This window comes from Arenibacter sp. F20364, assembly GCF_023015905.1.
Taxonomy (GTDB): Bacteria; Bacteroidota; Bacteroidia; order Flavobacteriales; family Flavobacteriaceae; genus Arenibacter.
This window is the reverse complement of sequence record NZ_JALKBD010000008.1, coordinates 178,172-194,776: the sequence shown is the minus strand read 5'-3', so window position 1 is coordinate 194,776 and position 16,605 is coordinate 178,172. Positions and strand designations below refer to the sequence as shown.

The window sequence follows — 16,605 nt, the reverse complement described above, 5'->3', positions numbered from 1 at the left end:
GCCCATAAATAAAAAATTACCTGATATGGCAAATTTAAAGGTTATTGGTGGGGAATAAACTGACAAATGTCATGTTTTACAACGGCAATCATGGCCATCTTTGCAGGCAGGTATCAAGCAAATAATCTATGGATAAGGTAAAGTGTTATCATTGTGGTGACGATTGTGGGAACGCTCCCATAAATCATAACGACAAAAATTTTTGTTGTGTTGGATGCAAAACCGTTTATGAAATTTTCTCCAGTAACGACCTATCCTATTATTATGATCTACAGTCTGCAGCGGGTGCCTCGCCAAAGGAAGTAGAGGGCAAATACGATTTTCTTGATTCGCAAAACATTGTAGAAAAACTGATCGAGTTTAACGATAATGGTACGCAGATCATAAATCTATACATTCCGCATATTCATTGCAGTTCCTGTATTTGGATATTGGAAAACCTAAATAAATTAAATACTGGAATAAACAGTTCCCAGGTAGACTTTCCCAAGAAAACTGTGAGGGTCACCTTTAATTCCAACAAGGTTTCCCTCAAGGAGCTCGTAGTGCTAATGTCCAGAATTGGCTACGAACCATACATTTCCCTGGACGATTATGACAAGGCAAAAAAAGGCACGGACCGCAGCTTATCCTATAAACTTGGTATTGCCGGTTTTGCCTTCGGAAATGTTATGTTTCTTTCCTTCCCTGAATATTTTGAGGTAGGGGAATTTTGGTTGGAACAATTTAAAGGGGTTTTTAGATGGCTTATGTTTGCCTTTTCCCTACCCGTGGTCTTCTATGCAGCCCAAGATTATTTTATATCAGCATACAAGGGGTTAAGATCCAAATTTCTAAATATTGATATCCCAATTGCACTGGGTATTTTGGTTTTATTCCTTCGTAGTACCGTCGAAATAATTTTCGATTGGGGGTCGGGTTTTTTCGACAGCCTTACGGGACTGGTATTCTTTTTACTTTTAGGTAAATTCTTTCAACAAAAAACATATTCCTATCTTTCCTTTGAACGGGATTATAAATCCTACTTTCCTATTGCCGTTACCAGAATTACCAGTAAAAATACAGAAGAGAGCACTCAGGTATATGACATAAAAGCTGGGGATAGGCTCCTGATAAGAAATGGGGAATTAATTCCTGTGGACGCTATCTTGATCAACGGAAATGCAAGGATCGATTACAGTTTTGTTACGGGCGAATCGGAACCGGTAGTCAAAAAATCAGGCGACAAAGTTTATGCCGGTGGAAGACAGATTAGTAGTGCCATAGAAATTGAAACCATAAAATCTGTTTCACAAAGCTACCTAACACAACTTTGGAGCAATGCCGTCTTCCAACAAGACAAATCGGGAAGCTTTCAAACCTTGACCGACAGTATTGGCAAAAGATTTACTATTGCCGTCCTGACCATAGCTTTCGTCTCAGCCATAATATGGTTAATAATAGATCCCAGCAAAACTATAAATGTCTTTACCGCTGTACTCATAATTGCCTGCCCTTGTGCGATTGCCCTAGCAGCCCCTTTTACCTTGGGCAATATGTTGCGAATTTTTGGGCGCTACGGATTTTACCTTAGGGACACCCAGACCATAGAACAATTGGCTCAGGTAGATACCGCTATATTCGATAAAACAGGGACCATCACCACGGCTGAAAAAGGACACATATACTATGAAGGTTTGGAATTGACAGGAGAAGAGGAATCTTTGTTAAAAAATACCTTACGCTCCTCCAATCACCCACTGAGCAGAAAGCTTTATGATATGTTGGCCGAACAAAACATTGTGCCGCTCGAGGAATACGAGGAATATTTGGGCCAGGGGATCAAAGGTTCATCTGTTACGGACAGTGTTAAAATTGGCTCGGCTACCTTTGTTGGCAATACCGACATAAACAATAGGGACAGTACCTCGGTACACTTTAGTTCCAATGACCAATACAAGGGCTGTTTTATTTTTCAAAATCAATACCGGGACGGTGTCGAGGAAACCTTTAAAACAATGTCCAAAGACTTGGAATTGGCAATTTTATCTGGAGATAATGCTGGAGAAAGATCCAACCTTACCAAATTGTTGCCAGAAGGGACACCCTTATACTTTAATCAAAAACCGGACAACAAACTCCAATTTATAAAGTCGCTCCAAGACCAGAACAAAAAAGTAATGATGGTAGGAGACGGACTAAATGATGCAGGAGCTCTGGCACAAAGCAACGTTGGCATAGCTATTTCGGAAAATGTGAACGTTTTTTCCCCAGCCTGTGATGGCATATTGGACGCTAAAAATTTCAAATCCCTATATCAGTATATTTTAGCTTCCAGAAAAGCCATTAAGATCATAAAACTAAGTTTTATACTCTCCCTTATGTACAACCTTGTAGGGTTGTACTTCGCAGTTACAGGACAATTACAACCCGTTATTGCAGCCATCCTTATGCCACTAAGCTCTATCAGTATTGTCATTTTCACTACTGTGGCAACAAACCTTTTGGGAAGAAAATTGGAGCCCAAATGATGTTCTAGGCAATTTACTATAGTCCTTTGAACCTATAGTCCCAAAATACATATATCAACAAAAAAACCACTGTCCTAAAAACAGTGGCTTTTTGTTCATTCAAAATCTTAATTTGTTTTGGTCAGAGAATAACGCTTGGCCTATTTCTGTTGCTGCAAATAGGCTACCAAAGAGGCCATTTCCTCATAACTAAGTGCATTCACCAAACCAGATGGCATCATAGAAGTCTCCAACTCCTTTCTTTCAACGATATCAGATTTTTTTAATTGGGTCGCAGTACCTACAATATTCCTAATGGTCAGGTCCGTGGCAGATTCCTGGGTTACAAAACCTACATAATTATCACCTCCCCTGGTCTGCACCTGTACCGTTGAAAACCCTTGGGAGATAGAAGCATTTGGCTTTAAAATAGACTCGGCAATCTGTTCCCTGTTCATAATTGATCCTATTTGACCCATAAAAGGACCTTTCATTACCTCGCTAGTAGATACACTGTGACAGGTAAAACAAGCCTGTGTTTTAAATATTTCCTTACCTTTTTCAGGATCACCCTTAATTTTTTTAAGAGCTATCATGATATCCTCAATGGAAGCCTCTCCGATCTGTCCTTTTTTGTTCTTGATCTTTTCAAGATCTACTGCCGGCATATCTTCCTTGGGATCGGTTATTTCCACTGTACCAAAGTCATCTATCGCCAATCTGTACTTACTGTTTAATTCTGCGTACACCTCCTTTTCATCTTCGGAAGTTTTTTCCCATTCCCCGAGTAAAAAGGAACGTATTACAGGGGTATAATCCCACTCCACCGTTTTGTAGTATGGTCCATGGGTATCCGGACGGGTACTCCACCACCAGGAGGTATCATAAGGCGCTTCCTGGTGGTATATGCGGGCCATAGTATTGATTATTTTATTCCTGAAAATGGTCTCATCCGTATTTTCATAAGCTTTTATCATTCCGTCCACCGCTTTGGGGCTGTGCATATATCTCAAAGCCCAAAGTGCCATATCCCTTTGATCAGTATTTAAAGCACTGACACAGGCATCTAAAGCATTCAATTTAACCAATGTCCTAACGGCTAAATGAGGAACAATAATTTCGGCATTTGGCTTGGCATGAGGCCCTTCAGTTCCCATTGATGGGGCTTGAAACGAACTTGGCACTGGAATCTCCAATAAGACATCGGCAACTTCCTTTTTGCCCAATCTACCCAAACCAATAATTGCAGCCGCCTTTATCCGATCAGAATCTGACTTTAATGCATTTACAAATGGTTCCGTAGGCACTTTCTCAATGGCTCCCAAACGGTCTGACAAGGCCCTTAGGGCAAATTCTTGAACTTGCGGATCCTCAGTTAATGAAACCAAACGGTCAATTCCACCTTCTGCTGCCAGTTGGGCGTAAGTGAATATAGCTGCGGCACGTACTTCCAAAGGCAAAGAGCTGTCTTCTGCCAATTGCCATACTTTATCGGTACCTTTCCCTCTTTTTATCAACTCGTATTGGGCACTTAGACGAGTCTTGGCATTATCCGCCTTTAATAAATCCACCAAACTACCGGTCCAGAAGAAATCCTGCAGATTGGGGAATGGCTCATAATTTAAGTCTTCCGGCACAACCCTAACCACATATCCTTTATCCGGACTTCCCGAATATCCTGCACCATCCCAAGCAGAAAGGTACATAGCACCAGCTGCATCCACATCCACATCGGTTATTTGCGGAAGCTTAATAAACTCTTCCTCGTCCTGTACAAAACTCGCCTTATTTTTACTAAGTCTGTGAAAATAAAGATAGCTCCTACCCCAATCCGCCATCATGGGAACATTATTGTAATCTTCCGGCCAACGGGAATCGTTCATATAAAGGGACCCTGTTCCAGACCCACCACCAACATCCACCAAGGCAGGAAGGATCTCTTCGGTAAAATGCTTGAATAATACTGGGTATCCATACTCCCCAGATTGTATCTGATGAATAAACCTTATGTTCCAGCCCCCACCATCATTGGTATTTCCCCTTGTATATATATTCATGAAGGGGTCAATGGCCACGTCGTAAATATTCCGCAACCCATGGGTATACACTTCCATTTCGGTTCCGTCCGGACGTACACGCAAGACACCACCGCCCAACATGGTCAATTGTTTTCCATCGCTATCTGTGGCATTGTGGAAGCCGAAGTCGCCCACGGCAATGTATATCCACCCGTCAATACCCATTTGAATGCCATTGGTAGCATGATCGGTTCCCCTCTCCGCCAGGTATTTGGAATTGCTCAAATTCTTAATTAAAACCTTGGCAGGTCCGTCGGCCACTCCATCCTTGTCCTTATCTTCAAATACCACCAAGTCCATATTAAAGGCCTTTCCCGTTTCGGGCGAAAACGTAGTATGCAGCACAAATACCTCATCCCCTATGGCCAAAATACCCCTAGGGTTATCCACTTGGGCAAATTCGGTATAGGAATCCATTATTCCATCGTGATTACAATCTACCAAGCGTTTTATAAACCCTTTGTTCATCTCCTTCCCAAGGGAACCCATCATATCTACCCCAACAAAGACCTCCCCGGTAGCAGCTACAGCCATACAGGCAGGACTAGGCGTCAAGTCAGGACCTGAAAATCCTGTTATTTTTAAATCCTTTGGCCAGTTCAGAACTTGCGCCAATGAATCGGAAGAAGGATAATTAATTGCCTCGGTACTTGGAGTACAGGGGACCTCCCCTTGATTACAACTAAAAAACAATAAACTTGAAAATAAAATAAATCCTACCTTTTTAAACATATTCAATTCCGTTAAAATTTATAATTATACCCCTAGGGTAGAAAAACCAGTTAAGGTTTACCGGATTTTCAACAAAGTAGCGGCAAAACTAAAAATCTTTCCCATAAATCCATGATTAAATTGAATTATTACGGGTATGATCACATTATTTTAGATGAATTCCCATTATTAGTGGACTACACAATCTTAATTGAAACCTTTATTTTTTTATAGTTTAGAACAAGCTTTTCAGATTAACAATTAGGATATTTGAAAGAAGGCACATAAAAAATGTTCTAAGGGAGAAGAACTTGCAATATTTTATCAAAAGCTGATAAATGTCATATTATTCCACAGCCCCCATGTTTAGTTTTACGCCCTGATTCAGGTAAGGTATGAGTGTTATTTATTTATTGTTGACTTTGAGTATTGTTGTAGCCGTCATTTTTTTTGCGGCTTTTATTATTGCTACCAAGAGTGGTCAATTCGATGATTCCTATACCCCATCCGTGCGTATGCTCTTTGAAGATGAACTGGTAAAAAGTTCTACCAAGGAGACAGAAAAAATATCTAACCAAGAAAGTGAAAGTCAAAAATTGTAATTATGGAAGTACAACAGTTTTATTACGATAACAAAATCGTAAAAAAATTCCTTTATGCAACTATGTTTTGGGGAATTGTGGGAATGTCGGTAGGTTTACTCCTTGCCTTTATGTTTCTTTTTCCAAATTTAACCGATGGAATATCCTGGTTGAGTTTTGGCCGTCTTAGGCCCTTACATACCAATGCGGTTATTTTCGCCTTTGTAGGAAATGCCATTTTTGCCGGGGTCTATTATTCTACCCAACGCTTGTTAAAGGCCAGAATGTTCAGCGATGGATTAAGTAATTTTAACTTCTGGGGATGGCAGGCCATCATAGTGGCAGCGGCAATTACCCTGCCCTTGGGTTACTCTTCTTCAAAGGAATATGCAGAATTGGAATGGCCCATAGATTTGGCCATTGCTGCCGTCTGGGTTGCCTTTGGATGGAACCTGATCGGTACTATGTTAAAAAGAAGGCAGCGCCACTTATACGTGGCCATTTGGTTCTACCTGGCCACATTTGTAACCGTAGCGGTTCTCCATATCTTTAATAGTTTGTCCTTACCTGTTAGTGCGTTTAAAAGTTACTCGGTATACGCAGGAGTCCAGGATGCACTGGTACAATGGTGGTACGGGCACAACGCCGTTGCCTTCTTCCTTACCACACCTTTCTTGGGATTAATGTACTACTTTGTACCCAAAGCGGCCAATAGGCCCGTATACTCCTATAGATTATCTATTGTACACTTCTGGTCCTTGATATTTATCTATATCTGGGCCGGACCACACCACTTGTTGTATTCTTCCTTACCCGAATGGGCCCAAAATTTAGGGGTAGCATTCTCCGTAATGCTGATTGCCCCTTCTTGGGGAGGTATGATCAACGGACTTTTAACTTTACGTGGAGCATGGGACAAGGTAAGAACAGACCCAGTTTTAAAGTTTATGGTAGTAGCCATTACGGGTTACGGTATGGCCACTTTTGAAGGACCAATGCTTTCGCTTAAAAATGTAAATGCCATAGCGCATTTTAGTGATTGGATTATTGCCCACGTACACGTAGGAGCCTTGGCATGGAACGGATTCCTGACTTTTGGTATGATCTACTGGTTGGTTCCAAAAATGTTCAAGACCAGATTGCACTCACTTCCCATGGCCAATTTCCATTTCTGGATCGGTACCTTAGGAATTATACTTTACGCACTTCCCATGTATGTTGCCGGTTTTACCCAAGCCTTAATGTGGAAAGAATTTAACCCTGATGGAACTTTGGCCTACGGTAACTTTTTGGAGACCGTAAATGAAATTATTCCAATGTACTGGATGAGGGCCATTGGTGGCACCATGTATATTATTGGGGCAATTATCATGATCTACAACGTAGTGGTAACCATTAAGCAAGGTACCAAGGTAGAGGATGAATTGGCAGAAGCAGCTGCATTGACTACCGTATCCAGAAAAAGAACTGCTGGAGAAACTTTCCACACTTGGTTGGAACGTAAGCCTATTCAATTGACCATTTTGGCTACCATTGCCATTTTAATAGGAGGAATAATCCAAATAGTCCCCACTATTTTGGTAAAATCGAACATTCCAACGATAACCAGTGTTAAACCATATACCCCTCTGGAATTGGAAGGCAGGGATCTATACATAAGGGAGGGATGTGTTGGCTGTCACTCCCAAATGGTAAGACCTTTCCGAAGCGAGGTAGAACGTTATGGTGAGTACTCCAAAGCCGGGGAGTATGTTTACGACCATCCTTTCCTTTGGGGAAGCAAGAGAACAGGTCCCGATCTTTTAAGGGTAGGTGGCAAATATTCGGACAACTGGCACCTTAACCATATGTACGACCCACAAACCACCTCCTCAGGATCTATTATGCCTTCCTATTCGTGGTTGGTTCGCAATAGACACGATAGAAGTAACATACAGACAAAAATGGAGACTATGGTCACCCTAGGAGTGCCGTATTCCGAGGAGGAGATTGCGAATGCCGAACAATTGATGAACGAACAGGCAACCAAAATAGAGAAAAATCTATACTCCGATCCTGATTTTGCCAAAGGGTATGAAGAGGACAAAAAATATGCCGCCGAAAACGGAGAAGAATTCATAGAAATGAAGGATAGGGAAATCGTAGCAATGATAGCCTATCTGCAACGTCTGGGAACAGATATTAAAATAAAGGAAACGGACGAAATAATTTCACAAAACAAATAAGTCATGCTAAAATTTGTAAAAGGTTATATGGAAAGCATAGATGGTGTTGCCACCTATCCCATGATATCATTGTTAATCTTCTTTGTGTTTTTCACAGTACTTTTCTGGTGGGTATTAACTGCCTCTAAAGAACACATCAAGGAAGTTAGCGAATTACCATTAGAAACAGATAACCAACCTAAAGAAGAATCGTTATGAGAAATATGTCACCTTGGTGGATAAGAGTCCCCCTAATCTTTTTCCTAATCTTCGGATTGATGGAGTATTTTATTGACTCCGGGGACAAACCCGCATTTGTTGAATATCCTATCACACTTGTGTTTATGTTGGTAGTGTTGTTCATATTGGTGGGTATTGAATTGATCCTAAAATCAGTGGAAAATGTAATGTTCCAAACCCTATCCCCCGAAGCGCAAAAGCGATATTTGGAGTCCAAATCCAAGCAATGGGAGTGGAAATGGGGCAAAGCCTTCTGGAAAAAAATTACCGGAAACAAACCTGTTGAAGAAGAAAAAGAAATTATCCTCGACCACAATTATGACGGTATCCGTGAACTGGACAACAATCTTCCACCTTGGTGGGTGTATATGTTCTATGCCACCATTATTTTTGGTTTAGTTTATCTGGCCCGTTTCCATGTCTTTAATGACTATACCCAAGATATGGAATATGAACAGGAAGTGGCCGAGGCCCAGATTGCCATTGAAGAGTACAAAAAGACTGCAAAAGGTTTGGTAGACGCCAATACCGTGGAACTATTGACGGAAGCTTCCGATATTAAGGCTGGTGGGGCCATCTACACAGCCAATTGTGTAGCTTGCCATATGCCGGATGGCGGTGGGGGAATAGGCCCAAATCTCACCGACGAGTATTGGATATTGGGAGGTGGGATCAAAAACGTTTTCCACACCATTTCCGAAGGTGGTAGGGATGGTAAGGGAATGATAGCTTGGAAACAGACCCTTAAGCCAGCCGAAATAGCACAGGTAGCCAGCTTTATTCTCTCTGAGATAAGTGGCAAGGCACCTGCAAACCCAAAGGCCGCAGAAGGAGAAATCTGGACTGGGGAGTAAACACCCAAAACAACCTAAGAGTACATTTTAAAGCATACCCATAATATCAAAAAAAAGTAGATCAAAGAAATGGCACAGGACCAGGACAATTTTAGGGACTCTATAGGTACGATAAATGAAGAGGGAAAACGGGCATGGATATTTCCAAAAAAACCAAGTGGGAAGTTTTACGAATATCGAAAATATGTAAGTTACGTTCTTTTGGCATTTCTTTTTTTGGCCCCCTTTGTGAAAATAAACGGCAACCAGTTCTTAATGTTCAATGTATTGGAAAGGCGTTTCAACATTTTTGGGTTTCCTTTTTGGCCACAGGATTTTCATCTATTTGTAATTTCGATGATAATCGGGGTAATATTTATAGCGTTGTTTACCGTTGCTTTTGGTCGTATTTTTTGTGGCTGGATGTGTCCCCAAACCATATTCATGGAAATGGTCTTTAGGAGGATTGAATATTGGATCGACGGTGACCGCGGTGCCCAAATGCGACTTAAAAAACAGTCTTGGAATGCGGAAAAAATAAGGAAACGCACCCTTAAACTACTTATTTTCTTCATTATTTCCTTTTTAATTGCCAATGTATTCTTGGCCTATTTAATTGGGAGCGACCGTTTAATAGAGTATATAACCGATGGCCCCCTGCAACACATAAGTACACTGGTTTCCCTTTTAATTTTTACCGCCGTGTTTTATTTTGTATTTGCCTGGTTTAGGGAGCAGGTATGTATAATAGCTTGTCCTTATGGAAGGATGCAAGGGGTACTGCTCGACAATAAGTCAATTGTTGTGGCCTATGACCATAAACGTGGCGAGGGTGAAAACGGAAGAAAAAAATTTAGGAAAGGAGAGGACAGGGAAGCCCTTGGAAATGGTGACTGTATCGATTGTTTTCAATGTGTTAACGTCTGCCCAACAGGGATAGACATAAGAAATGGAACGCAATTGGAATGTGTCAACTGTACGGCCTGTATTGATGAATGCGATACCATAATGGAAAAAGTCAACCTTCCCAAAGGACTTATACGTTATGCCAGCGAAGACAACATTGAGAAAAAATCCAAGTTCAAGTTTACACCTCGACTAAAGGGGTACACTGCGGTTCTTGTAATTCTTATTGGAATTTTGATTGGAATGCTATTTCTTAGAAATGAGGTGGAGGCAAATATCTTAAGACTGCCAGGACAACTATATGAACATAAGGAAGGTAATATCATCAGCAATGTTTACACCTATAAATTGGTAAACAAAACCACCAAGGACATTCCAGACATAAGCTTTAAGCTGTTATCGCACAATGGCTCCATTAACCTGGTCAGACATGAACTGTTTACAGTACCGGCACAAGGTCTGGCAGAAGGAACCTTATTTGTAGAAATAAATAATTCGGCTTTGGTAGGCGACAAGAACAAATTGAATATTGGAGTCTATAGCGGTGAAAAATTGATTGAAACAGCTACAGCCAGATTTATGGCACCGAGAAGTTATAAGTAAACGACCTCGGGGCAGACAGGCCCGCAAAGCATTGAAAGGAACCTAATTTTAGATTTCGACCCCCGCCTGCGGTAGGCAGGTTAAAATCTCGATTATCGAGTAAATTAAAGAAGTTGGTTAATCCTTAAAACACGAATAGGATCTCTGTAATAAAGAAGATCGTAACTAAAATAAAAAGCTATGAAAATTAATTGGGGAACCGGAATTGTACTAGCCTTCATAGGGTTTATAAGTTTTATCCTATTTTTTGTTGTCCGCATGAGTATGGATAATAGGGCCAATCATGATTTGGTCATTGAGAACTATTACAGTGCGGAATTGGGGTATCAAAATGAAATTGACGCAGAAAATAATGCCCGCGCAAAAGAAGTGGACCTTACACTAAAAACTACCGATGAAGGCCTAAAATTGGTATTCCCAAATGGCTTGAACACAGAAAATATTAAAGGTACAGTGTCCCTGTACAGGCCATCTAACAAGCACTTGGATTTTGACTTACCTATAAGTTTATCCCAAGACTATTTGCTCATACCTGACAATCGTTTGTTGGATGGTCGCTGGGACATTAAAGTATCCTGGGAATATAAAGGGGAAGCCTATTTATATAAGAAAAAAATAACCTATAGCAAAAATAAATAAGGAGCGTAAATAGCTCAAGGGTCAATACATTTAAACTATGTTGATATCTGCCGTACTTCTGGGTCTAATGGGAAGCTTTCACTGTGTTGGGATGTGCGGCCCTATTGCCTTTATGTTACCGGTAGATCGCCACAAACCCGCAAAGAAATTATTACAGGTCTTTCTTTATCATATGGGCAGGCTTACTTCATACAGCCTTATCGGACTCATTTTTGGGTTCTTGGGCAAGGGCCTTTATGTATTTGGCCTACAGCAAAGACTTTCTATCATTATTGGGATCCTCATGATTATAGTAATCCTAATTCCCTACAAAACATTTAGCAAATACAATTTCTCCAAACCCATATATTCTTTCCTCTCCAAAATAAAAAGCCAATTGGGAAAAGAATTACAGCGAAAAAGTCCAGACACCTTCCTGACCATTGGCTTCCTTAACGGTTTACTACCCTGTGGATTGGTTTACATGGCTCTTTTTGGCAGTATTGCCACTGCCAACCCATGGCTTGGAGCACTCTTTATGCTACTATTTGGATTGGGTACCATCCCTTTAATGACCACTGCCGTCTACTTTGGCAGTATGCTAAAAGGCAGCATGAAAAAATCAGTGCAGCGATTAATCCCTGTTTTTGTAGTCATTGTAGGGCTACTGTTCATATTAAGAGGTATGGGACTTGGCATTCCCTATATTTCGCCCGAACCTGTCTTAGAAGTTGTGGACAGCAGCCTGGAGTGTCATTAATTATCCATTACATCCACCTCCCACTGCATTTTATGCTTGTCGTGTATTACAAAATAATGTAAATTTCAAGTATATTGGAATTCAGCATATTTAAACAGGTCCGATCAATTTTTGAAATGCCGGATATTCGCACAACCATAATCAACCCCTTATGAAAAAAATCATACTTCTCTGTTATTTCATATTGCATACTACCCTACTATTTTCGCAGAGCGAAAAAGTAAACGTCATTGTATTTGGAGCGCATCCCGATGATTGTGATATTGACACTGGAGGCACGGCCATTTTACTGTCTAAAATGGGCCATAATGTAAAATTTGTTTCGCTCACCAATGGAGATGCCGGCCATTATGCCATGGGCGGAGGGGAGCTAGCCAAAGTAAGGATTGCCGAGGCCGAGGAAGCAGGTAAAAGATTTGGGGTAGAATATACGGTTTTGGACAACCACGACGGGGAATTAATGCCTACTTTGGAAAACCGTTTAAAGGTGATACGTGAGATTAGAAAATGGAATGCGGATGTGGTTATTGCCCCAAGACCTAACGACTATCATCCTGATCACAGGTATACCGGTGTTCTGGTACAGGATGCCGCCTATATGGTCATAGTCCCCAACGTAGCACCGGAAGTACCCCCGCTACAAAAAAATCCGGTTTTCCTTTACTCCGAAGATAGTTTTCAAAAACCCAGTCCCTTCGAACCTGATATTGCAGTCATTACAGATGCTGTTTTTGATCAAAAAATTTACGCCATGTCAGCCCATAAATCACAGTTCTTTGAATGGCTTCCCTGGACTGCCGGCACTTTGGACAAAGTGCCCAAGGATGACAAAGGTAGATTGGAAATGCTGGCCAATTGGCGTTCGCGAACCCCTAATGAAGTACTCCTGAAATGTGCTGAAAAATGGTACGGAAACAAAGCTTCTTCCGCCAAGCATATAGAAGGTTTTGAAATATGCGAGTACGGCAAACAACCCACAGGCGAGGAAATCAAGACACTTTTCCCTATGCTTAAAGAATAATCTTTATCAGCAAAAAAACGGATATTGACTAGTCTAGGATTTTTTTAGAATTTTCATTATATATTTTTTTCAAAACCTCGTCACTAAGTCCCAAGCCGTTAAAAGACCAATGATAGGAGGAAATATTCTTGTCATAAAAATGTTCATCCTCGCTTTCCAGAATGCGAAACGTTATTTCGTACATTTCCGGATCGGTACCCATATCCGTACCATAGACCAGTTTATCCTGATACTTTTCATAAAAGCGTTTGGTATATCTGGGAACTGCAGCCGTTTCCGCATATCTGGCAGAAATATCGGCATACAGATTATCATAAGTACCCAACAGTCTCCCAACAATATCCAAGTCATGGCTACAATTAGCGAAATGGCAAGCTATAAAAGTAGTTTTCGGATTTTCCCTAACTGCATTTTCCAAGGTAGCAATTAGTTCTGCGTGTGTCAACAACCCTTCCTTGCTCTTATCTATTCTCCATTTGTAGGCATTCATAAGTCCATCATTATGAACATCCATCGGTTCGTACATCCACATAGGGTCCGCCACGTGAATGCTTACCGGCATACCCAATTCCCCACATTTTTCCCATAAAGGTTTCATCCTTTCATCATCCGCGTGCATCCCTTCTGTCCGTGTAGGCTTGGAGTAAAAAAAACCAAAACCTTTATCGCCCAATTCACCAACTCCCTTCGCCCCCATCTTATAGCATCTTTCCAACTCTTTTACAGCACGTTTGCTCCAGCCTTTTTCTTCGTAACCGGTAAAATCAAAACCGCACCAAAGCTCAAAACGATCCCCATATTTGGAATACAGATTTACAATGCTATCAAAGGACTTTCCGGTCTGATAGGTTAGTATAATGGACTTTGCCACTCCCTTTTTGTCCATGGTCTTCACCCATTCGCTTATTTCCTGTTCCGACTTTGGGTACGAATGCGAGTGAAAATCCACCACTGGAAATTTGGCTTTGGATATTTTGGTCTTGGGAATATTATAAATAGATACCGGATCGTAATCCTTTAGTAAAATATCTTCTTGTGCATTAACTGCGTTAGGACCAAAAGCAATGCATAAAAAAATGATGTAGTAAATTTTCATATAGAGGATTTTTAAGAATTAGACCATAATAGGCAACCCATACCCCTCAAATATAACGATTTAAGTATCAACTATGACATACAATCTTACTAGCCATCGTTCGGCAAGCACTTGTAGCCAATTGATTTCAAATTCCTAAAGCCACTATATTTTAAAAGTGATAACCGGTATTTTGGAATGATTGGTCACGTCTTCCCCAATACTTCCCATTAGAAAATGGGTCAAGCCTTTTCTTCCATGGGTCGGCAATCCTATTAAATCGGCGTTCCTGCTTTGACTAAAACCAAGTATGCCCCTTTCTACGCTGTAGTCGTTATAAATCTCGACTTCCAAACTCACTTTGGCCAAATGCAGAAACTTATTAATTTTCTTAAAGGCATCCTTAGTGCTCAGAAAATTATCTCCGGGAGTATTAATATATACCAATATCAATTCTGCAGCCAACTTATCCGCCAATTTTTTGGCCCGATGAAAAGCATCCAAATTCTCTTCCTCAAAATCGCAGGCAAAAACAAACCTCTTCACCTCAAAACCATCAATAAAGTCTTTAATAACGAGGACCGGAATATTCGAATTTCTTACCATTTTCTCTGCATTGGAACCCACAAATATTTCTTTGATACCATCGGTACCATGAGATCCCATAATGATAAGGTCTGCCCCGTGTTTTTCTGCAACGGCATTCACCTCGCTAAAAACTTTATGATGTTTTACAATAGGCGTAAGTTTGATTCCCTTTAAGTAGGGCTTTTCCAAAAAAGTTTCGAACTTTTTCTCTGCCAATTTCATTAAAAATACAGCTTGCTCATAGTGGGCCTGCTCATTGGCCGAAATTAGGGCATCGGACAATTCCAACATATGCAGGACAAAGAGCTCGGAACCGTATTTGGTAGCAATGGAAGCGGCCGTTTTTAATGCTATTTCCGATTGCTCTGAAAAATCGACAGGTACAATAATTTTTTTCATAAGTTTTATTTTAACTGATTTATTACCAAAAGATTTAAAAAGATAAGGACTTAGAAATTCTAAATTAGCTTGGCAGCGCTAAATAGTCATCGAAAACAATCTGGTATCCGGTGCCTTGCGATGCAAGAACAAATCGAACGCCATACATACGTTACGTACAAAGGGCCTTCCTTTTTCGGTAACATAGATGCTATTTGAATCTATTTCCAACAATCCATCCGTAGCCATTTCATTCAGCCTGTCCTTGACCTCATCCAGTTCATCAAACCTTTCATTTTCATTCTCCCAAGTAGTCTTAAATTTACACATTAAATTTAAGATGTGCCTTCGAATAATCCTGTCTTCTTCGGTTAAAATGTGACCTCTATAGATGGGAATAATATTGCTTTCGACCAAATGCCGATATTCCTCCAGACTTTTTACATTTTGGGCAAAGCTATCCCAGCTATCACTTATACTGGAGACTCCCAAACCAACCATTACACGGGTTTTAGAAGCTGTATACCCCATAAAATTCCTATGCAAGGTACCATGCCCCATGGCTTTGAACAGTGAATCCGTTTTTAACGAAAAATGATCCATTCCTATTTCCGAATAACCTACTTCTGCCAACAATGCCTTGCCCATCTCATACTGATCGCGCTTCTCCTCCGCCGTGGGCAGATCTGAATCCTTATATCCCCTTTGTCCATTTCCCTTTAACCAAGGAACATGGGCATAACTATAGAAGGCCAATCTATCTGGCATTAATTCTTTGGTCTTTAAAATAGTTTCGGTAACATCCTCCTTCGTTTGGAAGGGCAATCCAAAGATAATGTCATGACCAACGGAAGTATATCCTATCTCCCTTGCCCATTGGGTAACATTTTTTACATTTTCAAATGGCTGTAGCCTATGAATAGCAAGCTGAACCTTCTTGTTATAGTCCTGAACCCCGTAGCTCACTCTTCTAAACCCAACATCATAAAGGGCCTGCAAATGTTCTTTGGAAGTATTATTGGGGTGACCCTCAAAACTATACTCAAAATTATCTGCATGGGTAGCAGACATGAAAATACCATTTATAAGGCGGGTCAAATTTTCGGGGGAGAAAAAAGTAGGCGTTCCACCTCCCAGATGCAGCTCCTTAATTCTTGGTTTTGTTTCAAACAAATCACAATAAAGCTTCCACTCCTTTAATACATTACTGATATATGGGTTTTCAACTTCATGCCGTTTGGTAATTCTTTTGTGACATCCGCAAAAAGTACAAAGGCTTTCACAAAACGGTAAATGAATATATAGGCTAATTCCTTCTTCCGCATTGCTTTCATTGAAATTTTTGATTAGCGTATTTCCCCATTGCCGACCAGAAAAAGTTTCCAAATTCCAATAAGGAACAGTGGGATAACTAGTGTATCTAGGGCCGGGAATATTATACTTTTGAACTAAACTGGTCATGAGTTGTTTTTATTTGCAATGGCAACAAAAATACCATGTCGTTGCCTATAAAAATATGA

Annotated in this window: 13 protein-coding genes; 9 read left to right on the top strand and 4 right to left on the bottom strand. The window is 40.6% G+C overall.

Annotated features, from left to right (window positions below; translation table 11 throughout):
* Positions 1 to 128 precede the first annotated feature (128 nt).
* Positions 129 to 2,510, top strand: a complete 2,382-nt coding sequence (locus MWU84_RS08850) for a heavy metal translocating P-type ATPase metal-binding domain-containing protein (RefSeq protein WP_246900741.1) — start codon at positions 129 to 131, stop codon at positions 2,508 to 2,510.
* A gap of 140 nt (positions 2,511 to 2,650) precedes the next feature.
* Here the strand turns inward: MWU84_RS08850 and MWU84_RS08845 are convergent, their stop codons facing one another.
* A complete protein-coding gene (locus MWU84_RS08845) occupies positions 2,651 to 5,299 on the bottom strand; it encodes a c-type cytochrome (RefSeq protein WP_246900739.1) in 2,649 nt (882 codons plus the stop codon).
* A gap of 374 nt (positions 5,300 to 5,673) precedes the next feature.
* Between MWU84_RS08845 and ccoS the strand changes: the two genes are divergently transcribed.
* From ccoS to MWU84_RS08805, 8 genes are all read left to right on the top strand, one after another.
* Positions 5,674 to 5,880 (top strand): cbb3-type cytochrome oxidase assembly protein CcoS, encoded by a 207-nt coding sequence (ccoS, locus tag MWU84_RS08840; protein ID WP_246900737.1) that lies wholly within the window; start codon positions 5,674 to 5,676, stop codon positions 5,878 to 5,880.
* Between the two features lie 2 nt (positions 5,881 to 5,882).
* Positions 5,883 to 8,084, top strand: a complete 2,202-nt coding sequence (gene ccoN / locus MWU84_RS08835; protein ID WP_246900735.1) for a cytochrome-c oxidase, cbb3-type subunit I — start codon at positions 5,883 to 5,885, stop codon at positions 8,082 to 8,084.
* 3 nt (positions 8,085 to 8,087) lie between these two features.
* Positions 8,088 to 8,282: a CcoQ/FixQ family Cbb3-type cytochrome c oxidase assembly chaperone gene (locus MWU84_RS08830; RefSeq protein WP_246900733.1), complete on the top strand. Its 195-nt coding sequence runs from the start codon at positions 8,088 to 8,090 to the stop codon at positions 8,280 to 8,282.
* Positions 8,279 to 9,157, top strand: a complete 879-nt coding sequence (locus MWU84_RS08825; protein ID WP_246900731.1) for a cbb3-type cytochrome c oxidase N-terminal domain-containing protein — start codon at positions 8,279 to 8,281, stop codon at positions 9,155 to 9,157. Before MWU84_RS08830 ends, MWU84_RS08825 begins: the two co-directional genes overlap by 4 nt.
* A gap of 69 nt (positions 9,158 to 9,226) precedes the next feature.
* Positions 9,227 to 10,645, top strand: a complete 1,419-nt coding sequence (gene ccoG / locus MWU84_RS08820; RefSeq protein WP_246900729.1) for a cytochrome c oxidase accessory protein CcoG — start codon at positions 9,227 to 9,229, stop codon at positions 10,643 to 10,645.
* 180 nt (positions 10,646 to 10,825) lie between these two features.
* A complete protein-coding gene (locus tag MWU84_RS08815; protein WP_246900727.1) occupies positions 10,826 to 11,284 on the top strand; it encodes a FixH family protein in 459 nt (152 codons plus the stop codon).
* Between the two features lie 37 nt (positions 11,285 to 11,321).
* Positions 11,322 to 12,023 carry a sulfite exporter TauE/SafE family protein gene (locus MWU84_RS08810; RefSeq protein ID WP_246900725.1) on the top strand — a complete coding sequence of 234 codons (702 nt, stop codon included), beginning with the start codon at positions 11,322 to 11,324 and terminating at the stop codon, positions 12,021 to 12,023.
* A 151-nt stretch (positions 12,024 to 12,174) separates the two neighbouring features.
* Positions 12,175 to 13,044 (top strand): PIG-L family deacetylase, encoded by an 870-nt coding sequence (locus MWU84_RS08805; protein WP_246900722.1) that lies wholly within the window; start codon positions 12,175 to 12,177, stop codon positions 13,042 to 13,044.
* Positions 13,045 to 13,072: 28 nt separating this feature from the next.
* Here the strand turns inward: MWU84_RS08805 and MWU84_RS08800 are convergent, their stop codons facing one another.
* The 3 genes from MWU84_RS08800 to hemN all read right to left on the bottom strand — a co-directional run bounded on the left by MWU84_RS08800 (position 13,073) and on the right by hemN (position 16,546).
* The gene (locus MWU84_RS08800; protein WP_246900721.1) at positions 13,073 to 14,140 is read right to left on the bottom strand and encodes an amidohydrolase family protein; all 1,068 of its coding nucleotides are present in this window, start codon (positions 14,138 to 14,140) and stop codon (positions 13,073 to 13,075) included.
* 144 nt (positions 14,141 to 14,284) lie between these two features.
* Positions 14,285 to 15,106, bottom strand: a complete 822-nt coding sequence (locus MWU84_RS08795) for a universal stress protein (RefSeq protein WP_246900720.1) — start codon at positions 15,104 to 15,106, stop codon at positions 14,285 to 14,287.
* A gap of 78 nt (positions 15,107 to 15,184) precedes the next feature.
* Complete coding sequence (gene hemN / locus MWU84_RS08790) at positions 15,185 to 16,546, bottom strand: oxygen-independent coproporphyrinogen III oxidase (RefSeq protein WP_246900719.1); 1,362 nt, start codon at positions 16,544 to 16,546, stop codon at positions 15,185 to 15,187.
* Between the last annotated feature and the right edge of the window lie 59 nt (positions 16,547 to 16,605).